20 protein-coding genes are annotated in these 23,937 nt (G+C 74.4%); 17 read left to right on the forward strand and 3 right to left on the reverse strand.

Translation table 11 applies throughout. The features are described 5' to 3' along the window. Positions 1-58 precede the first annotated feature (58 nt). Entirely contained in the window at positions 59-1,546 is a 1,488-nt protein-coding gene (gene zwf, locus ACI79F_RS15175; RefSeq protein ID WP_456543307.1) for a glucose-6-phosphate dehydrogenase, read from the reverse strand. A 297-nt stretch (positions 1,547-1,843) separates the two neighbouring features. Beyond that, positions 1,844-2,764 carry a sensor domain-containing diguanylate cyclase gene (locus tag ACI79F_RS15180; protein ID WP_456543306.1) on the reverse strand — a complete coding sequence of 307 codons (921 nt, stop codon included), beginning with the start codon at positions 2,762-2,764 and terminating at the stop codon, positions 1,844-1,846. Positions 2,765-3,050: 286 nt separating this feature from the next. On the opposite strand from ACI79F_RS15180, the gene ACI79F_RS15185 reads away from it, so the two are divergent. The 15 genes from ACI79F_RS15185 to ACI79F_RS15255 all read left to right on the forward strand — a co-directional run bounded on the left by ACI79F_RS15185 (position 3,051) and on the right by ACI79F_RS15255 (position 20,297). Further along, entirely contained in the window at positions 3,051-3,638 is a 588-nt protein-coding gene (locus tag ACI79F_RS15185) for a carboxymuconolactone decarboxylase family protein (protein ID WP_456543305.1), read from the forward strand. Between the two features lie 2 nt (positions 3,639-3,640). Continuing rightward, positions 3,641-4,354 (forward strand): SDR family NAD(P)-dependent oxidoreductase, encoded by a 714-nt coding sequence (locus tag ACI79F_RS15190; RefSeq protein ID WP_456543304.1) that lies wholly within the window; start codon positions 3,641-3,643, stop codon positions 4,352-4,354. A 320-nt stretch (positions 4,355-4,674) separates the two neighbouring features. After that, positions 4,675-5,925 (forward strand): acyl-CoA dehydrogenase family protein, encoded by a 1,251-nt coding sequence (locus tag ACI79F_RS15195; RefSeq protein WP_456543303.1) that lies wholly within the window; start codon positions 4,675-4,677, stop codon positions 5,923-5,925. Next, positions 5,922-6,731, forward strand: a complete 810-nt coding sequence (locus tag ACI79F_RS15200) for an SDR family NAD(P)-dependent oxidoreductase (RefSeq protein WP_456543302.1) — start codon at positions 5,922-5,924, stop codon at positions 6,729-6,731. Before ACI79F_RS15195 ends, ACI79F_RS15200 begins: the two co-directional genes overlap by 4 nt. A gap of 10 nt (positions 6,732-6,741) precedes the next feature. After that, positions 6,742-7,770, forward strand: a complete 1,029-nt coding sequence (locus ACI79F_RS15205) for an NADP-dependent oxidoreductase (RefSeq protein ID WP_456543301.1) — start codon at positions 6,742-6,744, stop codon at positions 7,768-7,770. Between the two features lie 76 nt (positions 7,771-7,846). Then, positions 7,847-9,157, forward strand: a complete 1,311-nt coding sequence (locus tag ACI79F_RS15210) for a CaiB/BaiF CoA transferase family protein (protein WP_456543300.1) — start codon at positions 7,847-7,849, stop codon at positions 9,155-9,157. Beyond that, the gene (locus ACI79F_RS15215) at positions 9,154-10,419 is read left to right on the forward strand and encodes a CaiB/BaiF CoA transferase family protein (RefSeq protein ID WP_456543299.1); all 1,266 of its coding nucleotides are present in this window, start codon (positions 9,154-9,156) and stop codon (positions 10,417-10,419) included. Before ACI79F_RS15210 ends, ACI79F_RS15215 begins: the two co-directional genes overlap by 4 nt. 86 nt (positions 10,420-10,505) lie before the next feature. Next, positions 10,506-11,801, forward strand: a complete 1,296-nt coding sequence (locus ACI79F_RS15220) for an acyl-CoA dehydrogenase family protein (RefSeq protein WP_456543298.1) — start codon at positions 10,506-10,508, stop codon at positions 11,799-11,801. Then, positions 11,798-12,892, forward strand: a complete 1,095-nt coding sequence (locus ACI79F_RS15225) for a phosphotransferase family protein (RefSeq protein ID WP_456543297.1) — start codon at positions 11,798-11,800, stop codon at positions 12,890-12,892. The genes ACI79F_RS15220 and ACI79F_RS15225 overlap by 4 nt, the downstream gene beginning before the upstream one ends. A gap of 41 nt (positions 12,893-12,933) precedes the next feature. After that, positions 12,934-14,052, forward strand: a complete 1,119-nt coding sequence (locus tag ACI79F_RS15230) for an acyl-CoA dehydrogenase family protein (RefSeq protein ID WP_456543296.1) — start codon at positions 12,934-12,936, stop codon at positions 14,050-14,052. Position 14,053: 1 nt separating this feature from the next. Further along, on the forward strand, positions 14,054-16,498 hold the full coding sequence (locus tag ACI79F_RS15235; RefSeq protein ID WP_456543295.1) for a CoA transferase: 2,445 nt from the start codon (positions 14,054-14,056) through the stop codon (positions 16,496-16,498). 42 nt (positions 16,499-16,540) lie between these two features. Next, complete coding sequence (locus ACI79F_RS15240) at positions 16,541-17,362, forward strand: SDR family NAD(P)-dependent oxidoreductase (protein ID WP_456543294.1); 822 nt, start codon at positions 16,541-16,543, stop codon at positions 17,360-17,362. 142 nt (positions 17,363-17,504) lie between these two features. Beyond that, the gene (locus ACI79F_RS15245) at positions 17,505-18,677 is read left to right on the forward strand and encodes an amidohydrolase family protein (protein ID WP_456543293.1); all 1,173 of its coding nucleotides are present in this window, start codon (positions 17,505-17,507) and stop codon (positions 18,675-18,677) included. Between the two features lie 41 nt (positions 18,678-18,718). Continuing rightward, the gene (locus ACI79F_RS15250; RefSeq protein ID WP_456543292.1) at positions 18,719-19,159 is read left to right on the forward strand and encodes a Zn-ribbon domain-containing OB-fold protein; all 441 of its coding nucleotides are present in this window, start codon (positions 18,719-18,721) and stop codon (positions 19,157-19,159) included. Further along, positions 19,152-20,297: a thiolase family protein gene (locus ACI79F_RS15255; protein WP_456543291.1), complete on the forward strand. Its 1,146-nt coding sequence runs from the start codon at positions 19,152-19,154 to the stop codon at positions 20,295-20,297. Before ACI79F_RS15250 ends, ACI79F_RS15255 begins: the two co-directional genes overlap by 8 nt. Positions 20,298-20,339: 42 nt before the next feature. On the opposite strand, the gene ACI79F_RS15260 is transcribed toward ACI79F_RS15255, so the two are convergent. Further along, positions 20,340-21,458, reverse strand: coding sequence for an alcohol dehydrogenase catalytic domain-containing protein (locus tag ACI79F_RS15260; RefSeq protein ID WP_456543290.1), 1,119 nt, complete (start codon positions 21,456-21,458; stop codon positions 20,340-20,342). Positions 21,459-21,541: 83 nt separating this feature from the next. Between ACI79F_RS15260 and ACI79F_RS15265 the strand changes: the two genes are divergently transcribed. Together ACI79F_RS15265 and ACI79F_RS15270 are read left to right on the forward strand one after the other, a co-directional pair. Then, positions 21,542-22,453 carry a TIGR03619 family F420-dependent LLM class oxidoreductase gene (locus tag ACI79F_RS15265; protein WP_456543289.1) on the forward strand — a complete coding sequence of 304 codons (912 nt, stop codon included), beginning with the start codon at positions 21,542-21,544 and terminating at the stop codon, positions 22,451-22,453. Next, a complete protein-coding gene (locus ACI79F_RS15270; protein WP_456543288.1) occupies positions 22,450-23,796 on the forward strand; it encodes an FAD-dependent oxidoreductase in 1,347 nt (448 codons plus the stop codon). The genes ACI79F_RS15265 and ACI79F_RS15270 overlap by 4 nt, the downstream gene beginning before the upstream one ends. Positions 23,797-23,937 lie beyond the last annotated feature (141 nt).

Consider the following 23,937-nt stretch of genomic DNA (forward strand, 5'->3'; position numbering starts at 1 on the left):
CGCTCACGTCGCCACCACCGGGCTGACCGGCGGGACGGGCCGGCACCCGCCTCGCCGGTCACCCGGACTGGCGCCACCTCCGGCCGTCCCGGGCGATCAACATCCCCGCCTCGGGAGGACCCCACGTGGCCGCCTGGTACAGCGGGATGGGGCCGGGGTCGGCGGTCCAGTACTGCATCACCGGGTCGACGATGCGCCAGGACCGACCGACCTCGTCGGCGCGGATGAAGAGCGTGGGGTCACCGATCAGGGCGTCGAGGATGACCCGCTCGTAGGCCTCGGGGGACTCCTCCTCGAAGCTCTGGTACGAGAAGTCCATGGACGCCTTCTGCACGCGGAAGGCGTGCCCGGGCACCTTCGCACCGAACCGCAGGCTCAGCCCCTCGTCGGGCTGCACCCGCACGATCAGCGCGTCCGGCTCGAGGTTCTCGGTCGTCCCCGGGAACAGCGGCAACTGGGGCGGACGGCGGAACTCCATCGCGACCTCGGTGACCCGTGCCGGCAGCCGCTTCCCGGTGCGGACGTAGACCGGCACGCCGGTCCAGCGCCAGTTCTGCACCTCCAGACGCATCGCCACGAACGTCTCGGTGGTGCTCAGCGGGTCGACGCCCGGCTCCTCGCGGTAACCGGGCATCAGGTCGTCACGGGTCCCGCCGCGCGTGTACTGGCCGCGGACCGCGTTCGCCGCGATCTGCGCCTCCGTGTCCAGCGGCTGGATGGCGCGCAGGAGCTTCACCTTCTCGTCGCGGATGGCCTCGGCGTGGAACGAGGTCGGCGGCTCCATGAGGAACAGTGACAGGACCTGCAGGACGTGGTTCTGGACGATGTCGCGCATCGCGCCGGTGGTCTCGTAGAAGCCGCCGCGGTCGCCGACACCGAGGGTCTCGGCGACGGTGATCTGCACGTTGTCGACCCAGGTGCGGTTCCAGATGGGCTCGAAGATCGAGTTCGCGAACCGCAGCGCGAGCAGGTTCTGCACCGTCTCCTTGGCCAGGTAGTGGTCGATCCGGAAGATCTGCTCCTCGGTGAACGCGGTGGACAGGTCCGCGTAGAGGTCGCGGGCGCTGGCCTCGTCCCAGCCGAACGGCTTCTCGATGACGGCGCGGACGAACGCGTCGCCGTCCGGCACCGACAGCCCCGCCTTGCCCAGGCTCAGCGCGATCGGCCCGAACAGCCGCGGGGGAGTGGAGAAGTAGTAGACCCGGTTGCCGGCGCAGCCGTGCGCGTGGTCGCACTCGGTCATCACGTCGGCCAGCCGCTGGTACGTGGCGGGGTCGTCGTAGCCGCCGTGCACGTAGCGCGCCGTCGACGTGAGTTCGTCCCACCGCGGGTGGTCCTCGCCGGACACGCTGCGCCGGCACAGGTCGCGGAACTCGTCGTCGGTCATCGGCGTGCGGGCCACGCCGACCAGCACCACCTCGGGCGGGAGTGCGCCGTAGCCGGCCAGCCGGGCGAGCGCCGGCAGGAGTTTGCGGGCGGTGAGGTCGCCGGAGGCGCCGAAGATCACGAGCACGCACGGTGGAGAGCGGCGATCCACGTCGGTCATGGGACCGGAGCATGCCGCATCGAGACGACCCGGTCGGCCGCAGCGACCTCGCGCAGTGGCCGGTCGACCAGGGCATCGAGACGATGTCCCTCAACCCGGACACCGTCGTCGACACCTGGCTCCCCCCTGGTCGGGGCGGGGGCGGACCGGGAGCTGAGTCCGGGGTGGGCGCACAGGGGGAGGGCGCCGCGCGCTGTCCCTGAGGTGGACCGGACGTGGCAGGTGTGGGCGGACGGCGACCACAGCGTCGACGGTCCGCACGATGGCAGCGTGCCGCGCGCCGAGCGGCGGACCGACTCAGGCGGACAGGTTGCGGGACGTCGAGGCTGCACGAGGGCGACTGCGTCGCCGCCGCCTCTTCGCTCCGTACATGTCCAGATCGGCTGAGGTCATCAGCTCGTCGGGATCCTCGCCGGGGCGTCCGACGGCGGTGCCGATGCTCATGTGGATCGACATCGCACCGGCACACGTCCGGACCGGCGCACGCATCCCCTCGTCCAGGCTCCGGACCAGCTCGAGGAGGTGTGTCGGGTCCCCGTCAGGGGTCAGCAGCACGAACTCGTCCCCGCCGAGCCGTGCGACCACGTCGTCGGGTCCGGCCAGGTGGCGCAGCCTCTGTGCCAGCTCAACCAGCAGTTGGTCTCCGACGGCGTGCCCGTGCTCGTCGTTGACCTCCTTGAACCAGTCGACGTCGCAGAAGAGCAGCCCGCACCCTGCGCCGGTCGTGGGGTCCAGGTGGTCCCGCAGTGCCTCGAAAACCGCGCGCCGGTTGCTCAGCCCGGTCAGGGGGTCCGTGGTCGCCTGCAGCACGCTCAGCGCTTCACGCTCGCGTTGCTCGGTCACATCGGTTCCGACGAAGGCGGTGGCGTAGGGCCGGCCCATGTCATCGGCCAGCACGCTGTGGTGCAGGGCCACGCGCCGGCGTACGCCGGATGCAGCCAGCCAGTCGACCTCACCGGGGATCAGGTGGCCCCCCGCCATCGCGGCGGCGACGGCGGCGCGGGCGAGATCCGCCTCTTCCGGGATGACCAGGACGTCCCAGAGGTAGCAGCCCATCATGTCGGTGGCCGGGCGCCCGGTGAACCGCTCGACCGCCGGGTTGGCCAGCAGGATGCGTCCGTCGCCGTCCACGACGCAGATCAGCGTCGCGGTGGCCTCGACGAGGGCGTGCGACAGCTGCGCGGCGGAGGGCCGGACGGTCTCGAGCTGTACGGCCACGGTGCCTCCTCCGGGTCGTTGGCCTGCTGGGCGGGTCCTGACGACGCCTGCCGGCTGTTCCGGCAGCGCGCGACTCCCCGTACATCGGTACCGAGCGGTCCGTAACTGACGGTCCCGATGGCGTCCTCCCCCTACTGGGTGACGGTCGTTCGCAGGGGCATCGGGAACGGCTGCGCCGACATCCGCTCCGAGCCTCCGACCTCCAGGTCGCCCGTCGGCGGACCACAGGGCGATTGCTCATGAGCAACCATTGCGCCGCGGTATGGCCGGACCCTACGGTCGTCGCGTGTCCCGAGTCACACCGGTCGACCCCGCCGCCTTCGCCGCCGATCTCGCCGAGGCGCTGGGTCACCCGACCTCCGAGGAGCGGGTGCGACTGGGAGCGTTCACCGTGTGGGCCCACCGCCCCGGGGTCGCGCTCGCCTTCCTCCGCCTCCAGGAGGAGCTCGACCGGGCGACCTCCCTGTCCCCGCGCCTGCGCGAGCTGGTGCGCCTGCGCATCGCCTTCCACAACCGCTGCCGCAGCTGCATGGCGGTCCGGTCGGGGGTGGCCATCGCCGACGGCATGACCGACGGCGCGGTGTGCAGCCTCGAACGGCCGGAGGAGGCGGACGACCTCACCCCCGCCGAGAAGGCCGCCCTGCGCTATGCCGATCTCATGGCGACCGACCACCTCAGCATCGACGACGCCGTCTTCGCGCAACTGCGTGAGCACTTCGACGAGGACGCTGTGATCGACCTCGGAATCCACATCGGGACGTGCGTCGGTTACGGCCGGCTGGCCATGTCCTGGGACCTGGTCGACGACCTCCCGCAGGAGTACCGGGGCGACGGCACCATCACGCCCTGGAGCGGTCCCGCGACCGTGCGCTGAGCGTGACCGCCGTCGTCGTCGGGGTCGGGGACGTCGTCGGGGCGGCCTGCGTCCAGCGCTTCGTCCAGGACGGCCACCGGGTCCACGCCGTCGACGAGGACGAGCAGGCCCTCCGCGCGTGCCCCGACGGCGTCCGCACCCACCGTGCCGGGCTGGTCGACGAGGTCGCCCTCGCGCAGGTCGCGGCTGGTGTCGGTGGGCCCGTCGACGTGCTCGTCCTGGCCCACTTCGCCCTGGAACCGGGCACGCCGATCGGCACGCCGATGGCGTCCTGGGCACGCGTCCTGACCACCAACGTGCTCGGACCGGTCGCCGCGGTGCAGGCCCTGCTGCCCCGCCTGCGAGCGGCGGAGGGAGCCTGCGTCGTGCTCCTCGGCTCGGTCGACGGCACGTCGGGCAACCCCTCGGCCGCGGCCTACTCCGTCTCCAAGGGGGCGCTGGTCCCGCTGACGCACGTCCTCGCGCACGAGCTCGGGCCGCTGGGGGTGCGGGTCAACCTGGTCGCACGGGCCGCTGTGGCCGGCTCGGTCGCCGGTGGCCCGCTGTCGGCGATGGAGCGGGATGCGGTGCGGGCGACACCGCTGGGTCGGTCCGCGGACCCCGCCGAGGTCGCCGCAGCGGTCGCCATGGTGGCCTCGTCCGACGCCACCTACGTCACCGGCGCGACGCTGGTCGTCGACGGCGGCCGCAGCGGCCTCACTCCCGGGACGGCGTGACGACCCGTCCTCCGACCCGCCGTGGAGCACCGGTTCCCGACTGACGGGTCCGGCGCGTGCCCGGCCGGGGATCGGGAGCGGTGGATTCCTCAGGATGAATCTTGACGCGGCCTCGGTCGCACCGGTGTACTCAGGGCGGCCACGAAGGTGACCCTCGTCACGGCCCCCGCCGGCCGGGACCCCTGGAGGTCTGTGTTGATTCCCGCCCGTCCCCCCGCTGCCGCGGCTCCCCGCGGCACCCGGTCACCCGACCGCTCGGCCCCTCCACCCGCCGTGGTCCGCCGCGGCGGGGCCGGGCCTGCGTACGAGGGGGGGACGGCGTGACCGGCACGCAGGTCCTGGCGTCCCCGGACACCGACCTCGAGGCATTCGCCCGGGAGGTCCGCAGCTGGCTGGCCGCCCACGCCGAGCCCCGCCCGGCGCAGGACGACGACCACTCGCTGGCCGTCTTCCACGACCTGGGCGAGGCCGAGGAGCGGGCCCTCCTCGAGCGGATCTGCGCGTGGCAGCGACTGCTGTTCGACGCCGGCTACGGCGCCCTGACCTGGTCCCCCGAGGACGGCGGGGCGGGACTGACGAGCGCCCACGAGGAGGTGCTCGCCGCCGAACTGTCCGCCTACCGGACGCCGGGCACCCACGAGTTGGCGTCGGTGAGCGTGCACCTGGTCGCACCGACCGTGCGCCTGCTCGGCACGCCCGAGCAGCGGGAGCAGCTCGTCCGCCCCCTGCTGCGCGGCGACGCGCTGGCCTGCCAGCTGTTCTCCGAGCCCTCCGCGGGCTCCGACCTGGCGGGCCTGGCCACCCGCGCCGTCCGCGACGGCGACGACTGGGTGGTGACCGGGCAGAAGGTGTGGAGCAGCGGCGCGCAGTTCGCCGACTGGGGGGAGCTCATCGCCCGCACCGACCCCGACGTGCCCAAGCACCGGGGCCTCACCGCCTTCCTCCTGCCGATGGACACCCCCGGCGTCGAGGTCCGGCCGTTGCGCCAGATGTCCGGGGGGAGCTCCTTCTGCGAGGTCTTCTTCGACGAGGTCCGGATCCCCGACCGCCTCCGGCTGGGCGGCGTCGGCCAGGGCTGGAAGGTCGCCCTCACCACCCTCGGCTTCGAGCGGGGCCACAGCGGCGCGGACAACCAGACCGGCGGCGGCTGGCGGGAGGTGTCCGCGCTGGCGCGGCAGCTCGGGCGCACCGGTGACCCGGTCGTGCGCCAGCGCCTCGCCGACGTCTGGATCCACGAGAAGGTCGCCCACCTGCAGGCCATGCGGGACCGGGAGGGCCGGCTGGCCGGCGACGAGCCCGGCCCGATCGGCTCGCTGCGGAAGCTGCACTGGGTCGAGGGCCTCACGCTCGTCTCCCGGGTGGTCGCCGACCTGCTCGGGCCGCGGCTGATCGCCGACACGGGGGAGCGCCGCACGTTCGAGTGGACCGAGCACGTGCTCGGCGCCCCGGGGTACCGGATCGCCGGGGGCTCGGACGAGGTCCAGCGCAACATCGTCGGCGAACGGCTCCTCGGCCTGCCCGGGGAACCCCGGGTCGACCGCGACCTGCCCTGGCGGGAGGTGCCGCGGTGACCGCCCTGGAGCCGGACCAGGTGGCCGACGCCCTGGCCGACGCGGTCGCGTCCCGGCCGCTGCGCGGCCGGACGGCGCTGGTGACCGGTGGCGGCCGGGGGCTGGGCTGGGAGATCGCCGCCGCGTTCGCCGCGGCCGGTGCCGACGTCGCCCTCGCCAGCCGCAAGAAGGAGTCGTGCGAGCGGGCCGCCGCCGACCTGGCCGAGCGGACCGGGCAGCGCGTCTCCGCGCACGGGGTGCACGTGGGCGACTGGGCGGCCCTGCCGCGGCTGCTCGACGAGGTCGAGGAGGAGCTCGGCCTGGTCGACACGCTGGTCAACAACGCTGGGATCGCGCCGACCTACCCCAGCCTCGAGGAGGTCAGCGAGGAGCTCTTCGACAAGGTCATCGGGGTCAACCTCAAGGGGCCGTTCCGGCTCTCGGCGCTGACCGCCTCCCGCCTGGTGGCGGCGGGGGCGACCGGGTCGATCACCAACATCAGCAGCATGGCGTCGCAGCGCCCCACCGCCGCGGACCTCCCCTACGCGGCGGCCAAGGCGGGGCTCAACACGCTGACCGCGGGACTGGCGCAGGCCTACGGCCCGGCGGTCCGGGTGAACACCATCCTCGCCGGGCCCTTCTTCACCGACATCAGCCGCGGGTGGGACATGTCCGCCTTCGCCGAGATGGCCGAGACCTGGCCGCTGCACCGGGGTGGACGGCCCGCGGAGATCGTCGGCGCGGCGCTGTACCTCGCCGGACCGCTGGCCAGCTTCACCACGGGGGCGCTGCTCGCCGTCGACGGCGGACGCCTCGCCGCGCCGTGAGGGAGCCCGCGTGACCCCCAGCAGGGAGTGGCAGCTCGCCCGCCACCCGGAGGGCCGGCCGGTGGACGACGACGTGGCCCTGGTGACCGTCGACGTCCCCGACCCCGGTCCCGGCGAGCTGCTGGTCCGCAACGTCGTGATGTCCGTCGAGCCCTACATGCGCGGGCGGATGGCGGCCGGGACCTCCTACGCCGAGCACTACCGGATCGGCGAGCCCATGACCGGCCACGCGGTCGGCCGGGTGGTGGCCTCCCGCCACCCCGCCGTCCCCGAGGGCAGCTGGGTGCTGCACGAGGCGGGCTGGCGGGAGTACGCGTCCGTCCGGGGGGAGGACGCGACGGTCGTCGACGTCGGCCCGGTGCCCGCGTCGGCGCACCTCGGCGTCCTCGGGCTCACCGGCTTCACGGCCTGGGTGGGGCTGACCCGCACTGCCGGGCTGCAGCCGGGGGAGACGGTCCTGGTCACCTCGGCCGCCGGCGCGGTCGGCTCGGCAGCCGGGCAGCTGGCCAAGGCCCGCGGGGCCACGGTGATCGGCAGCGCCGGCGGGCCGGCCAAGGTGGCCCGCCTGGTCGGCGACCTCGGCTTCGACGCGGCCTTCGACCACCGGGAGGGGCCGGTGCGGGACGCGCTGGCGGCCGCCATGGCGCGGGCCGGAGCCGACGGCGTCGACGTGTTCTTCGACAACGTCGGCGGCGAGCAGCTGGAGGCGGGCATCCGCGTGATGAACACCTTCGGCCGGATCGCCCTGTGCGGCGCCATCTCGGTCTACAACTCGACCGAGCCGGTGCCCGGGCCGCGCAACCTGCTCCTGATGATCTGGCGGCGGCTGCGGATGGAGGGCTTCCTCCTCGCCGACCACGAGGACGACCGGGCCGGCTTCCTCGCGGAGATGACGCCCCTGGTGGCCGCGGGCACGGTGCGCCAGCTCGAGACGGTCACCCAGGGCGGGATCGAGCAGGCGTGGCCGGCCTTCCTGGCGATGCTCGACGGCGCCCACGTCGGGAAGTCGGTGGTCGCGCTGGCTTCCACCGAGGAGTGACCTGGGTTACTCTTCCGCTAGTTCCTCATGATGAAAGGCGCCCGATTCGACCGGGTGCCTCGGCCAGCGAAGGCGGATGAGCACCGTGCAGCAGCCCCCCGGAGCGGACGGCGACCGCACCCCGCGGCCGAGGACCGGTCCGCTCGCCGGCGTGCGGGTCGCCGACTTCTGCTGGATGGGCGTCGGCGCAGTCGCCACCCGGCTGCTGGCGGACTTCGGGGCCGAGGTCATCAAGATCGAGAACCGGCACCGGCTGGACACGCCGCGCCGGCTGCCCTTCTACAAGGGCGACGTCCGCGCCTACGGCGAGGAGGACCCGAACCCGGACCCGGACAAGGGCGGGCTGTTCAACAACTACAGCCGCAACAAGCTCGGCGTGACCATCGACATGAAGAAGCCGCGCGGCAAGGAGCTGGCGGAACGGCTGATCGCGGCCAGCTCGATGGTGACCGAGAACTTCGCCCCGGGGGTCATGGAGCGCTGGGGCTTCACCTACGAGCGGTTGCAGGAGCTCAGCCCCGGGGTCATCTACGGCCGGATGAGCGGCTACGGGCACAGTGGCCCGCACACGGAGTACCGCAGTTACGGGCCGGTGGTGCAGGCGGTGAGCGGCATGTCGTTCATCAGCGGGCTCCCGGGCCGCGAGCCGTCGGGGTGGGGCTTCTCCTACATGGACAACCAGGCCGCCTACTACAACTCGGCGGCGCTGCTGGCGGCCCTGCTCCACCGGGAGGCGACGGGCGAGGGCACGCTCATCGACGTCTCCGCCGTCGAGGTCGGCATCAACCTGCTCGGGCCGGACATGCTCGACGTCACCCTCAACGGGCGGGCGACCCGCCGTCCCGGGTTCCCCCTGGGCAACCGGCTGGAGCACCCCCAGGCCGCGCCGCACGGGGTCTACCCGAGCGCCGGCGAGGACCGCTGGGTGGCGATCGCGGTGTTCGACGACGCCGGGTGGGAGCGGCTCGTCGGCGCCCTCGGCTCCCCGGCGTGGGCCGCCGACCCCCGGTTCGCCACCCAGGCCGACCGCCACGCGCACCAGGACGAGCTCGACGAGCACCTGTCCCGGTGGACCCGTGAGCGGACCCCGCACGAGGCCATGGAGCTGCTGCAGGAGGCCGGCGTGGACGCCGGCGCCGTGCAGAACGCGCAGGACCTCGACGAGCGCGACCCCCAGGCCGCCCACCGCGGGATCTTCTTCGACATGGACCACCCGGTCATCGGCAAGGCGCGGTTCGAGGGCAGCCCCGTGCTGTTCTCCCGGCTCTCCCAGGACAACTGGCGGTCGGCGCCGCTGCTCGGCGAGGACAACAGGTACGTCTTCACGCAGATCGTCGGGCTCTCGGACGACGAGGTGTCGGAGCTCATCGACGAGGGGGTGCTGTGAGCGACTCCGCGGAGACGCCCGCCCGACCGGGCGGCCGTGCACCGGACGACGCCGCGGACGGCGGACGGGCGAGCTCGCCGTACGCGCCGCTGCGGGTGGTCGAGATCGCCGACGACCCCGCCGGTGAGTACACGGGCAAGCTGCTGGCCGACCTCGGCGCCGAGGTCGTCAAGGTCGAGCCGCCCGAGGGCGTGCGCAGCCGGCACACCGGGCCCTTCGCCGAGGGGGAGAGCGGGCCGGAGGCCGGCCTCCCGTTCCGCTGGTACAACACGACCAAGCGCAGCGTCGTCCTCGACGACACGGCCGCGGACCGGGAACGCCTGCAGCGGCTGGTCGGCGACGCGGACGTGCTGATCAGCACGCTGTCGCCGGCCGAGGCGCAGGCCCGGGGCGTCGGCTACGCCGACCTGCTGGAACGTCACCCGGGCCTGGTCGTCGTCGCGGTGACGGCGTTCGGCCTCGACGGGCCCTGGGCGCACTACCGGGCCAGCGACCTCACGGGTCTCGCCGTCGGGGGGCTGCTGCACAGCTGCGGCTACGACGACCACAGCATCCCGCCGATCCGGCCCGGCGGCGACCAGGCCTACGCGACGACCGCGAGCTTCGCCCACACGAGCATCCTGCTGGCGCTGCTGGACCGCCGGCGCACCGGCCGCGGCCAGCTCGTCGACGTCTCGATGCACGCGGCGGGCGCGGTCAGCGGCGAGCTGTCCAACCCGTACTGGTTCTACCCGCGGGCGATCGTGAAGCGGCAGACCTGCCGGCACGCCCAGCCCGTCCCGACCCAGCCGGCGCTGTTCGAGTGCGCCGACGGGCGCTACGTCTACTTCGCGCACATCCTCTCCGACCAGCGCGCCTGGGAGGCGCTGATCGGCTGGATGCAGGAGCTGGGCGTGGCGGCCGACCTCGTCGAGCCCGAGTACCGCGACTTCGCGTACCGGCAGGCGCGGTACGCCCACGTGCAGGACCTGGTCGAGGTCTTCTTCCTCATCCAGGACGCCGACTCCGCCTACCACGGAGGACAGCGCCGCGGGCTGCCGATCGGCGTCCTGAACGCGCCCGAGGAGCTGCTCGACGACGAGCACCTGCGGGCCCGGGACTTCTTCGTCCCGGTCGAGCAGGCCGACGGCCGCACCGCGCTGCAGCCCGGCAGCCCCTTCCGGTTCAGCGCCTTCACCGGGCCGGGCCCCACGCGCGCGCCCCGGCTCGGCGAGCACACCGACCGGCTGGCGCCGCCGACGGGCGCCGACGCCGGCGGCTGACCGCACGCCGGCGGCTCGACGGGGACCGCCGGACCCGACACGGACCGTGGCGGCGGGGCCGCCACCGGAGACGACAGGAGCGAGTCGTGGGCTGGGACTTCGAGACCGATGCCGACTTCCAACGCGAGCTCGACTGGGTCGAACAGTTCGTCACCGAGGAGGTGGCGCCGGTCGACCGGGTGATCGAGCACGCCTGGGACGTGCGCGACCCGGTGCGCAACGCGCTGATCAGGCCGCTGCAGCAGCGGGTGCGCGAGCGCCGACTGTGGGCCGGCCACCTCGGCCCGGAGCTCGGCGGCCCCGGCTACGGGCAGCTCAAGCTCGCCCTGCTCAACGAGAAGCTCGGGCGCACCCACTCGGGCCCGGTCGTGTTCGGCTGCCACGCGCCCGACTCGGGCAACGCCGAGATCCTCGCGCACTACGGCACCGACGACCTCAAGAAGACCTACCTCGAGCCGCTGATCGAGAACGACATCGTCAGCTGCTTCTCGATGACGGAGCCGCACGGCGGCTCGGACCCCACCGGCTTCCGCACCACCGCGGTCCCCGACGGCGACAGCTGGGTGATCAACGGCGAGAAGTGGTTCTCCTCGCACGCCCGCTTCGCGTCCTTCCTCATCGTGATGGCGGTGACCGACCCCGACGCCGAACCGCACAAGAGCATGTCGATGTTCGTCGTCCCGGCCGACACCCCCGGCATCGAGATCGTGCGCAACGTGGCGGTGTACGGGCACGAGGAGACCGAGGGCACCCACGCCTACATCCGGTACACCGACGTCCGGATCCCCGCCGACCACATCCTGGGGGAGCGCGGCGAGGGCTTCGCGGTCGCGCAGACCCGGCTGGGCGGTGGCCGGATCCACCACGCGATGCGCACCGTCGGCCTGGTCAGCCACGCCTTCGACCTGATGTGCCGGCGGGCCGTGTCCCGCTCGACCAAGGGGACGACGCTGTCCCGGTTGCAGCTGGTGCAGGAGATGGTCGCCGACTCCTGGCTGCAGATCGAGCAGTTCCGGCTGCTGGTGCTACGCACCGCCTGGAAGATCGACAAGTACAACGACTACCGGCGCGTGCGCGCGGACATCGCCGCCGTGAAGGCCGCCATGCCCAAGGTCCTGATGGACGTCTCCTCCCGGGCCATCCAGGTGCACGGCTCGCTGGGGATCTCCACCGAGCTGCCGTTCGGCCGCTACGTCATGGAGTCCTTCCACATGGGCCTGGCCGACGGCGCCACCGAGGTGCACAAGGTCAACCTCGCCCAGGGACTGCTGCGCGGCTACACGCCGGACGAGGGCCTGTTCCCGCCCTACACCGAGCCGACCCTGGCCGCCGAGGCCCGGGCCCGGTTCGCCGCGGTGCTGGAGGAGGCGGCGGCGGAGTGATCACCGGCCACGAGGAGACGTCGACCCAGCGCGGCGCGGTCGAGCTGGCCCCGGTCCGGTCGGGGGAGGAGCTGGACTGGGCGGCCCTGGAACGCTGGCTGCGGGACCAGCTCCCGGACCTGTCCGGGCCGTTCTCGGTGCTGCAGTTCCCGAACGGCTCGGCGAACCTCACCTACCAGGTGCAGGTCGGCGACGCCCGGCTCGTCGTCCGCCGGCCGCCCTTCGGCCAGCTCGCCCCCGGTGCGCACGACATGGCCCGCGAGCACCGGGTCCTGTCCCGGCTCCACCGCTGCTACGACCGGGCGCCGCGGGCGCTGACCTTCTGCGGCGACGAGACCGTCGTCGGGGCACCGTTCTTCGTCATGGAGTACCGGCCCGGCATCGTGGTCTGGGACGCCGTCCCGGAGTCCATGGCCGGTCTGCCCGACGTCGGCCGCCGGCTCGGGTTCGCCGCCGTGGACGCGCTCGCCGACCTGCACCGGGTCGACCCCGCGGAGTGCGACCTGGCGGATCTGGGCCGGCCGCAGGGCTACCTGGAGCGGCAGCTGGCCGGCTGGGGCCGGCGGTGGGAGATGGTGGCGCCGGAGGGCGGCGCGCCGCGGGCCGAGCGGCTGCGCGACCGGCTGCAGGAGACGATGCCGACGTCGGGCCCGCCGGCCGTGCTGCACAACGACTTCAAACTCGACAACTGCCAGTTCACGCCGGGTGACCCCGACCGGGTCGTGTCGGTCTTCGACTGGGACATGGCCACGCTCGGCGACCCGCTGGTCGACCTGGGCACGCTGCTCAACTACTGGCCGGACGGCGACCGGGCGCCCGCGGCGCTGGCCGAGCTCGGCCTCGAGCGGCTGGGCCTGCCCTCGCACGCCGAGGTGGTCGAGCGCTACCGGGAGCGCAGCGGCGCCGACGTCTCCGACGTCGCCTGGTACGTCGCCTACGGGGGCTGGAAGACCGTGGTCATCCTCCAGCAGCTGCACGCGCGGTACCTGCGCGGGGAGAGCAGCGACCCCCGCATGGGCGAGCGCGGCCGCCTGGTCGCACCGCTCGTGGAGCAGTCGCTGGCCGTCCTCGGCGAGCCGCTGCTCACCTGACCCGCACCCGACCGTCGATCCCTGCCCGCCGAGGAGGCACCGTGCGGCTGACCCCGACCGCCGACCAGGAGGAACTGCGCGACACCGTCCGCGCCTTCCTCGACCGACACTGCGGGTCGGAGGACGTCCGCCGGCAGATGGCCACCGAGCGCGGGTGGGACCCCGCGGTGTGGCGACGCGCCGCCACCGAGCTCGGGCTGACCGGCCTGGAGGTGCCCGAGGAGCTCGGCGGAGCCGGCGCCGGCTTCGGCGAGGTGGCCGTCGTGCTGGAGGAGACGGGGCGGTCCCTGGCCTGCCTGCCGTACTTCTCCACGGTCGTCCTCGCCTCCGGGGTGCTGCTGCTCGGCGACGACGAGCAGGCGCGCGCGGACCTGCTCCCCGGCATCGCCGACGGGAGCCGGACGGCGACCCTGGCCCTGGCGGGGGAGACCGGCTCCTGGGACCCGGCGGCGCCGACGGTGACAGCGTCCGCGGACCCGGGCGGCTGGACCCTGGACGGGGTCAGCGGGTTCGTCGTCGACGGCCGGACCGCCGACCTCGTCCTCGTCGCGGCCGGCACGACGGCGGGGGGACCGAGCGTCTTCGCCGTCGACGGTGCGGCGCCCGGCCTGACGCGGACCCCGCTGACCACCCTGGACCCGACCCGCAAGCTCGCCCGCCTGGAGTTCTCCCGCACCCCGGCCCGGCTCCTGGGGGGCGAGGGGACGGCCGGACCGCTGCTCGAGCGGGTGCTCGACCGGGCGCTCGCCGGGCTGGCGTGCGAGCAGGTCGGCGGCGCGCAGGCCACGCTCGACGCCGCGGTCGCGCACGCCCGTGACCGCCGCCAGTTCGGCCGCCCCATCGGCTCCTTCCAGGCGATCAAGCACCGGTGCGCCGACATGCTGCAGCAGCTGGAGGGCGCACGCGCCGCGGCGTCGTGGGCCGTCGCGACCGTCGCCGACGGCAGCGGCGACGCCCCGGCCGCCGCGGCGATGGCCGCCGTCCGGTGCGCGGAGGCCTTCCGCTTCACCTCCGCCGAGTCCATCCAGGTGCACGGCGGCATGGGGTTCACCTGGGAGCACCCGGCCCACCTGTACTTCCGGCGCGCGGCGAGCAGCGCGGAGCTGCTGGGCAGTCCCGCGGCGCACCGGGAACGGCTGCTGCAGGCCATCGGGGTCTGACGTGCCGGCCGCGTGCGAGGAGCCGGCCGGTCCGGTCTACGCGGGACTGCGCGTCGTCGACCTGACCCGAGGGACCGCCGGGGCGATCGCCACCATGCTGCTGGCCGACGCCGGCGCGGAGGTGATCCGACTGGACTCACCCGACGACCCGTTCGCCGGCTGCTCGGGCTACCGCGTGTGGCACCGCGGCAAGCGCCGGGCCGTCCTGGACCCCGCCGACCCGGCCGACCTGGCCGTCGCCCGGGAGCTGCTGACCGGTGCCGACGTCGTCGTGGAGACCCCCGAGCACCTCCCTGCCGAGCTCGACGTCGCCGGCTGGACCGCCGCCGACGAGCGGCTGGTCCGCTGCTCGATCACCGGGTACGGGGACGCGGCCGCGCACCGGGGGCGGCCCGCGGTCGACGCCCTGGTCGCCGCCCGCACCGGTCTGTGCTGGGAGACCCGCGGCGTCCCCGGGACGACGATCGGCCTGCTCTCCGGCCGCAGCGACCCGCTGGCCGACCTCCCCGTCCCCGACGGCGCCGCCGTCGGCCCGGACCGCGACGGGCCGATGGCCACCGGCATCCCGTGGGCGAGCAACGCCACCGCCTACCTGGCGGCGATCGCGATCGCGGCGGCGCTGCGCGACCGGGAGCTCACCGGCCTCGGCCAGCACGTCCGCACCTCGCTGCTGCAAGGCGTCCTCGGTACGACGAGCATCGCCTGGCAGCGTGCCGAGCACCCGGACAGCGAGAGCTACCTCGGCTGGACCAGCGACCCCCGGGCCCCCAAGGGCTTCTACCGCGCCCGCGACGGGCGGTGGTTCCAGCAGTGGGTGCAGCTGCCCGCCTTCATGCTGGCCGACGAGGAGCCGCCGGCGGGCACGTCACCGCGGGACGCGGAGCTGCGGATCGAGACCGACTACGCCGAGATGGTGCTGCTGCACCACTTCCACCCCCTGATGACCCGGGCGGCAGGGCGGCGGACGGCCGCCGAGTGGGAGCGGGCGGCCGAGGCGGCCGGCGTCCCGCTGGAGGTGGTCCGGTCCCCGGAGGAGGCGCTGCTGGACGACGCGCTGCTCGCCGACGGCTGCGTGGCCGAGCTGCCCGACGCCGAGCACGGCGCCATCCGCGCCGTCGGCAGCGTCATCCGGCTCGGGGACTGCCCGGCGCCCGTCACCCGGGGGACCGCGCCGGCCGGCGCCGACACGGCCTGGGTCCGGGCGCACGCCCGCCGGTCCCGGCGCGCCGCGCGGCCGGCCGGGGGCTCGAGGGGTGGGGGAGCGGCCCCGCTCGCCGGCGTGCGTGTGCTGGACCTCGGGCTGGCGATCGCCGGGCCGTTCGGCGCGCAGCTGCTCGCCGCGCTCGGGGCCGACGTCGTCCGGGTGCACCCTGCCCGGGACGAGTTCTGGATGCGCACGCAGTACTCGCACATGTCCAACCGGGGGAAGCGCAGCCTGGCGCTGGACCTCAAGGACCCCCGCGGCCTGGCCGTGTTCCACGACCTCGTGCGCGGGGCGGACGTCGTCCACCACAACATGCGCGAGGCCGCGGCCCGGCGTCTCGGGGTCGACTCCGCGTCCCTGCGCGCGGTCAACCCCGGGCTGGTCCACTGCCACACCCGCGGCTACGAGCACGGCCGGCGCGACCCCCGCCCGGCCAACGACCAGACGGCCGCAGCGCTGTGCGGCACCGAGTGGGTGGACGGCGGCACCGACCGGGGCGGCACACCGATCTGGCCGTCGGTCTCCCTCGGCGACACCGGCAACGGCCTGCTCTCGGCGCTGGGGGTCCTGCAGGCGCTGTACCACCGGGACCGGACCGGGCGCGGGCAGCTGGTCGACACCTCGATCACCTACGCGCACCTGCTCAACGCCTCGTCGGCGTGGGTGACCCCCGACGGCGCCACCCGCGGCGCGCGCCCGGAGCTCGACGCCGAGGGCTGGGGAGTGTCCGCCCTTCAGCGGATCTACCCGACGGCGGTGGGCTGGCTGTGCCTGGCCGTGGCCTCCGACGACCAGTGGCGCCGGCTGTGCGCAGCACTGCCCGAGCTGGACCTGCCGCGGTTCGCCACGGCGCCGGGCCGGGCCGCCGCCGACGGCGAGCTGGCCGAGCGGCTGACCGCCGTCCTCGCCACCGACACCGCCGAGGCCTGGGCCGCGCGGCTGGACGCCTGCCAGGTGCCGGCCGAGGCGTGCGCCCCGGCGCCCGGCACCGCGTTGTTCGACGACCCCGACCTGGCCGCGCGCGGGCTGGTCACGAGCTACCGCCATCCCGTGCTCGGCCGCATGCAGATGGCCGGCCGGCTGTTCGACGTCCGCGGTGTCGCGCCCCTCGGCCCCGCACCGCTGCTGGGCCAGCACACCCGGGAGCTCCTGCTCGAGCTCGGCCGCTCGCCCGCGGAGGTCGACGCGCTCGCCGCCGACGGCGTCGTCGTCGACCGGTCCCGGTCGGCCGTCGACGCCTGACCCGGGCCGCCCCGTCCCGACCGCAGCGAGGAGACCACACCCATGACCGCCCCGACGACCTCCGCGACGACCTCCGCGACGACCTCCGGCCGCTTCGCCGGCCGCACCGCCCTCGTCACCGGCGCCGGCTCCGGGATCGGCGCGGCGACCGCGGCCGGGCTGCTCCGCCAGGGGGCGGCGCACGTGTACCTGGCCGACGTCGACACCCGGGCGATCCGCGAGTCCGGCGCCGGCCCCGCGTCCACCGTCGTCGACCTCGACGTCGCCGACGCGCGGGCGGTCGACGCGGCCGTCGACCGGATCGCCGAGGCCCGCGGCGGCCTGGACGTCGTCGTGCACGCCGCCGGCGTCGACGACGGCCCCGTCAAGCAGCAGCTGGCGGAGGCGATGACCCAGGAGCGGCCGCCGTGGATCACCGCGGGGCTGACCGACCAGTCCTGGCGCAGGGTCATGGCGGTCAACCTCGACGGCACCTTCCACGTCCTGCGGGCGGCCCTCCGCGTGATGGCCCCGCACCGGCGGGGGACCGTCGTGGTCATCGGGTCGTCGTCGGTGTTCGACACCCCGACCGGGATCGCGCACTACGCGGCGTCGAAGGCCGGCGTCCACGCGCTCACCCAGGCGGTGGCCAAGGAGGCCATCCCGTTCGGCATCCGGGTCAACGGGCTGGCCCCCGGGCCGACCGACACCGGCATGGCCGCCCGCACCCCCGCGGCGCTCCGGGCCAGCATGTCCGGCGCGACCGCCCGGCCGTACGCGACCCCCGACGAGATCGCCGACATCGCCCTGTTCCTCGCGAGCGAGGAGTCGCGCAACGTCGTCGGCGAGGTGCTGCTCGCCAACGGCGGGCGCTTCACCGTCTGACGAGCGGCCACTCAGGGACGTCGATTCATCATGAGGAAGCGTTGACCGCGGCCGCGCAGCGGCCGTAATGTGATCCAGGCAACGATCCGCTCCCCGGGCCGAGTCGGCCCGACGGCGAGCCCCCTGGCAGAGGAGGCAACGGATGAGTTCCGTGCTCCGGGACATCCCGATCATCGACACCGACACCCACGTCGTCGAACCGCCGGACCTGTGGACCTCGCGCGTGCCGGCCCGGCTGAAGGACCAGGTGCCCTCCGTCCGGTGGATGGCCGACCGGCAGGAGGAGGTGTGGGTCCTCGGCGACAGCGTCCTCAGCGGCGTCGGGGCCGCCGCGATGGCCGGCTGGCACGAGCACCCGCCGTTCCACCCGCGGACCTGGGCCGAGGCCGACCCGGCCACCTGGGACGCCGGCCGGCGCGCGGCGATGATGGACGGCTACGGCATCCGGTCGCAGATCCTCTATCCGAACGTGGCGGTCTTCAACGCCGGCACGCTCGTGGGGCTGCACGACCCGGAGGCCCAACTGGCCTGCGTGCAGGCCTACAACGACTTCCTGGTCGACTGGTCCGGAGAGGCCCCGGGCCGGCTGGTCCCGGTCGCCACGCTGCCGTTCTGGGACCTGCAGCTGACCCTGGCCGAGATCGAGCGGGTCGCCGCCATGGGGCACCGCGGCATCGTCTTCACCCAGGACCCGACCGCGTTCGGCCTGCCGATGCTCACCGACCGCTACTGGGACCCGATGTGGGCCTCGGCCCAGGAGAAGGGCCTGCCGGTCAACTTCCACATCGCCTCCGGCGAGGTGGACCTCAACGGCTTCGGGCACCCGGACAACGGCATCCACGCGAACTACGCCATGATGGGCGTCTCCTTCTTCATGGGGAACGCCAAGACGGTCTCGCAGCTCATCTGCGGCGGGATCTGCCACCGGTTCCCGGACCTGAAGTTCGTGTCCGTGGAGAGCGGCATCGGCTGGATCCCCTTCGCGCTCGCCGGGCTGGACTGGCAGTGGCTCAACTGCGGGGTGCACAAGGAGCACCCGGAGTACGACCTGCTGCCCAGCGAGTACTTCAAGCGGCAGATCTACGGCTGCTTCTGGTTCGAGCGCGACACCGCGCTGAGCGCCATCGAGCAGCTCGGGCCGGACAACGTGCTGTTCGAGACGGACTTCCCGCACCCGACGAGCTTGTCCCCGGGGCCGGCCTCGACGGCGGAGCGGCCCGACGACTTCCTCCGCAACCACTTCGCCGGGCTCGACGAGACCGTGCTGCGCAAGGTGCTGCACGACAACGCCGCCCGGCTCTACTCCCTGCCGTAGGCCCCCGCCGCCGACCCGCACGACCACGGAGGAGGACGTCGATGGCCCAGCGGCTCGTTCCGGCCCAGGTGGTCCGCGAGGGCCCCGACGGCCCGCGGCTGGTCGGGTCGCGCTGCGGCGACTGCGCCGCCGTGGCCTTCCCGGCGCAGCGCTCCTGCCCGCGCTGCACCGGGGAGGCCACGGAGGAGCACCTGCTCGCCCCCTCGGGCACGCTGTGGGGCTTCACCGTGCAGGGCTTCCCCCCGAAGGAGCCCTACCTGGCGGCCGCGGCGCCGTTCCGGCCGTTCGGCGTCGGCTACGTCGACCTGGCCGGCGAGGTCCTGGTCGAGTCGCGGCTGCAGGCGACCTCGCCCGACGACCTGCGGATCGGCATGCCGATGGACCTGGTGGTCGTGCCGTTCCACGTCACCGACGCCGGCGAGGAACTGCTGACCTACGCCTTCGCGCCGGCCGGCGCGGCCGAGGAGGACACCCGTGCCTGACGTCGCGATCATCGGCATCGGCATGCATCCCTTCGGCCGGACGCCCGGGGTGTCGGGCCGGGCCCAGGGCGCGCACGCCGCCCGTGCGGCGCTCCGCGATGCCGGGCTGCGCTGGCCGGACCTGCAGTTCGCGGTGGGCGGCAGCCAGGACGCCGGCAACGCCGACGCACTGGTGGCCGATCTGGGGCTGACCGGCATCGAGTTCGTCAACGTGCGCAACGGCTGTGCGGCCGGCGGCAGCGCCCTCGCCATGGCCGACCGCGCCATCCGCTCCGGCGCCCACGACATCGGCATCGCCATCGGCTTCGACGCCCACGCCCGCGGCGCGTTCAACGCGAGCCCGGCCGAGTACGGGCTCGACGACTGGTACGGCGAGATCGGGCTGATGGTCACCACCCAGTTCTTCGCCATCAAGATCCAGCGCTACCTGGCCGAGCACGACCTGGACCCGTCCGTGCTGGCCAAGGTGGCCGCGAAGGCCTATCGGAACGGGGCGGCCAACCCCTGCGCCTGGCGGCGCACCCCGATCCCCGAGGAGGAGATCGCCGCCGCCGACATGATCAGCTACCCCCTGACCAAGTACATGTTCTGCTCGCCCGGCGAGGGCGGGGTGGCGCTGGTGCTGTGCCGGGCCGACCTGGCCCACCGCTACACCGACCGGCCGGTCTTCCTCCGGGCGTCGGTGCTGAGGTCGCGGCACTACGGCACGTTCGAGGTGTTCAGCCCCGGCCTGGCCGTCGAGCGGGCCGAGGGCCCGACCGTGCAGGCCGCCCGAGCCGCCTTCGAGATCGCCGGCATCGGCCCGGACGAGGTCGACGTCGCCCAGATCCAGGACACCGAGGCCGGCGCCGAGGTGATGCACATGGCCGAGACCGGCCTGTGCGCCCACGGCGAGCAGGCGGGCCTCGTCGAGGCGGGCGAGACCGAGATCGGCGGCCGGCTGCCCATCAACACCGACGGCGGCTGCATCGCCAACGGGGAGCCGATCGGCGCCTCCGGCCTGCGCCAGGTCCACGAGAACGTCCTGCAGCTGCGCGGCGAGGCCGGTGCCCGGCAGGTGCCGGGCGATCCGCGGGTCGCCTTCACCCACGTCTACGGGGCGCCGGGGATCAGCGCCTGCACGGTGCTCACCCGCTGAGCGCGCCGGCCCGCCGGTCGCGGGGGGCCGCCCGGCGGCCGCTCAGTCGAAGCCGGTGACGACGCCGCGCAGGACGCGGCCGGCCTCCTGGTCGGCGAACGCCCGCGAGATCTCGTCGAGGCGGTAGCGCGCCGAGAGGACCGCCCCCAGCGGCAGCCGGCCCAGCCGGTACAGGTCGGCGAGGTGGGCGACCCCGTGCCGCGGCGGCCAGCTGCCGCCCAGGCAGCCGACGACCTGCTTCTCGTAGGACTGCAGGTCGCGCAGGCTGAGCCGCACGTCCAGCTCGTCGGTCGGGTGGACGTTGACCACCACCGCGCGGCCCTGCTTGCCGAGCAGCCGCATGGCGTCGGCCAGTTGCTGCCCGTCGCCGATCCCCATGCACAGCAGGACCTGGTCGGCCATCCGTCCGGCGGTGGCCTCGCGCAGCGGCTCGACCGTCTCGGCCATCGACGGGCAGGCGACGTCGGCGCCGAGGACGTGCGCCGCGTCCCGCTTCCCGGGCACGGGGTCCACGGCCCACACCCGGCCGGCGCCGGCGTACCGGGCGCCGAGCACGGCCATGGCGCCGATGCCGCCGACCCCCACGACGACCGTGGTGTCCCCGGGGCGGACCCCCGCGGTGTTGACGGCCGCGCCCCAGCCGGTGACGCCGGCGCAGCCGAGCAGGCACAGCTCGTCCAGGGGCAGCCGGGGGTCGACGACCACCGCGCTCCGCTCGTGCACGACCGTGTGCGAGGCGAAGGAGCCGGTGAAGCAGAACAGGCCGAGGTCCTCACCCCGCGCACGGTGGCGGGCCGTGCCGTCGCCGACCTGGAAGCCGGTCCCCAGCAGGGCGCCGACCTCGCACAGGTGCTGGCGGCCGCCGGTGCAGCTGCGGCAGACCCCGCAGGAGGGGAGGAAGGCGAAGACGACGTGGTCGCCCGGCCGGCACAGCGTCACGCCCGGCCCGACAGCCTCCACCACGCCGGCGCCCTCGTGTCCGCCGATGACCGGCCGGCGCAGCTGCTCGTAACCGCCGTGCACGAGGTGCGCGTCGCTGTGGCAGATGCCGGCCGCGGCCATCCGGACCAGCACTTCACCGTGCCGCGGCGGGTCCAGCTCGACGTCCTCCACGGACCACCGGTCGGCTCCCGGCCAGGCGATCGCGGCTCGTGCGCGCATCGTCGTCCCCTCACTCTTGTGACCTAATTCTCATGACGATATGGTCACACGCACGTTTCCCGCCAGAAGGGATGTGCCGGTTCATGCACATCGGGATCTCCGCCTACGACATCGCCGCCCGGGACCTGGTCGACCTCGCGGCCGCCGCCGACGAGCTGGGGTTCGAGTCGCTGTGGCTGGGCGAGCACGTCGTCCTGCCCGTGGGCTACAGCAGCGAGCACCCCACCTCCGACACCTCGGGGCACCACCACCACACCGGGCCGATCGTGGACCCGAGCACCAAGCTGCTGGACCCGCTGGTGGCGCTGGCCGGCTGTGCCGCCGTCACCCGGTCGATCCTGCTGGCCACGGGGATCTACCTGGTGCCCCTCCGCTCGCCGCTGCTCGTCGCGCGGATGGCGCACACGCTGCAGGAGCTCAGCGGCGGCCGCTTCCGGCTCGGCGCGGGTGCCGGGTGGCTGGAGGAGGAGTTCGCCGCCGTCGGCGTGCCGTTCGCCGGTCGCGGCGCCCGCCTGGAGGAGCACCTGGACGTCCTGCGGGCCGCTCTGGCCGGGGGGCCGTTCGAGCACCGGGGCCCGCTCTACCAGTTCCAGGGCCTCCAGTTGTGCGAGGAGCCGGTCGACGTCCCCGTCGTCCTCGGCGGGAACGGCGAGCGCGCCCTGCGCCGGGCCGCGGAGCGGGGCGACGGCTGGTTCGCCTCCGGCACCCCCGCCTACGACGACGCCTGCCGCTGGCGCGAGCAGCTGCTCGCGTACCGCCGGGCCGCGGGGCGCACCGACCCCTTCCCGACCTACGTGCGGATCCCCGACCCCGATCCCGACGCCGTCGCCCGGTACGAGGCGGCCGGGTTCACCGGTGCGGTCGTGTGGGCCGACCAGGTCTGGCCGGCCCAGGGGGACAGCGCGACCAAGCGAGCCGCACTGGCCGAGGCCGCCCGGCGCCTGGGCGTCCAGCCGCAGTCCCGGCCGCAGCCGGTCCCGGTGCCGGTCGCATGAGCGAGCCCACCGGGACCACGCCGCTGGACCTGCTCGTGGTCGGCGGGGGGATGGCCGGCCTCACCGCGGCCGCCGCGGTGGCCCGCGCGGGGGGCGCGGTCACGGTGCTCGAACGCGCCGACGAGCTCGGCGGGTCGACCCTCTTCGCCGGCTACGCGTGGACCGCACCCAGCGCGGACGAGATGGCGGAGGTCAACCCGGGCGGCGACCGGGCGCTGGCCGACCGCCTCGTCTCCGGCTTCGCCGGGGGGATCGAGTGGATCCGCGGGATGGGGGTCGAGTGCGGGCCGGCGGTCCGGGTGCTGCGCTACGGCACCGGGCACGCCTTCGACACCGGGGCCTACGTCACCGCGTGCGCCCGGGCGGTGCGGGACGCCGGCGGCGACGTCCGCTGCGGGGTCGACGTCCGGCGGCTCCTGGTGGAGGACGGGACGGTCGTCGGCGCCGAGGTGGCCGGGAGGGACGGAGCCGTCGAGCAGGTCACCGCCCGGCACACGCTGCTGGCCACCGGCGGCTTCCAGGCCGACGACGACCTCCGGCGCGAGCGCCTGCACGAGCAGGGGCCATGCATGCCGCTGCGGTCGAACCCGCACAGCGACGGGGGAGGCCTGCGCCTGGGCCTGGCGGCGGGAGCGGCGTTCGGCCAGGACGACGCCGGGTTCTACGGCCACCTGGTGCCCTCCGGCGTCGCGCTGGACCCCGGGTCGTTCGTGGAGCTGGCGCTGTACTACAGCGAGCACAGCCTGCTGTTCGACCTCGCCGGGGAGCGCTTCGTCGACGAGACGGTCGGCGACCACCTGACCACCATGGCCCTGCTGGAACGCCCGGGAGCCCGGGGGCTGCTGGTCGCCGACGCGGTCACCCACCGGGACTGGGTCTGCGGGTCCTACGTCGAGGGCATCCCGGGCTTCGACCGGTTCGAGCGGTGCATGCGGCGCGGCGCCCGGGGTGCCGTCGCCGACAGCCTCGCGGACTTCGACGACATGCCGCCGGAATGGGGCTATCCCGGCGCGGCCATCCGCGAGGGGATCGAGCGGTTCAACGCCGCGATGGCGTCGGGGACCGACGACGGCCCGGGCCGGGCCTTCGACCGGCGTCCACAGGACGTCCCGCCCTTCTACGTGCTCGAGGCGGTGCCGGCGATCACCTTCACCCTCGGCGGCCTGCTGATCGACGAGCACGCGCGCGTGCGGGCCGCCGGGGGAGGGGTCGTCCCCGGGCTGCTGTCCGCGGGAGCCGACGCCGGAGGCCTGTACCGGCGCGCCTACGCCGGAGGCATCGCACCCGCCCTGGTCTTCGGCCTCGCCGCGGCCCGCACGGCCACGTCCGGCACGCCCTCCTGACGTCGCCCGACGCCGTTCGTCACAGCCCGGCAACGGCACGGTGTGACCGTTGACACCCTTCGCGCGGCAGCCCTAGTCTCATGATGAATGGTCTACGTCACAGTCGGACCGATCCGGTCCCGTGACCCCACCCCCCTCCGA

Source organism: Blastococcus sp. SYSU D00868, from assembly GCF_054050575.1.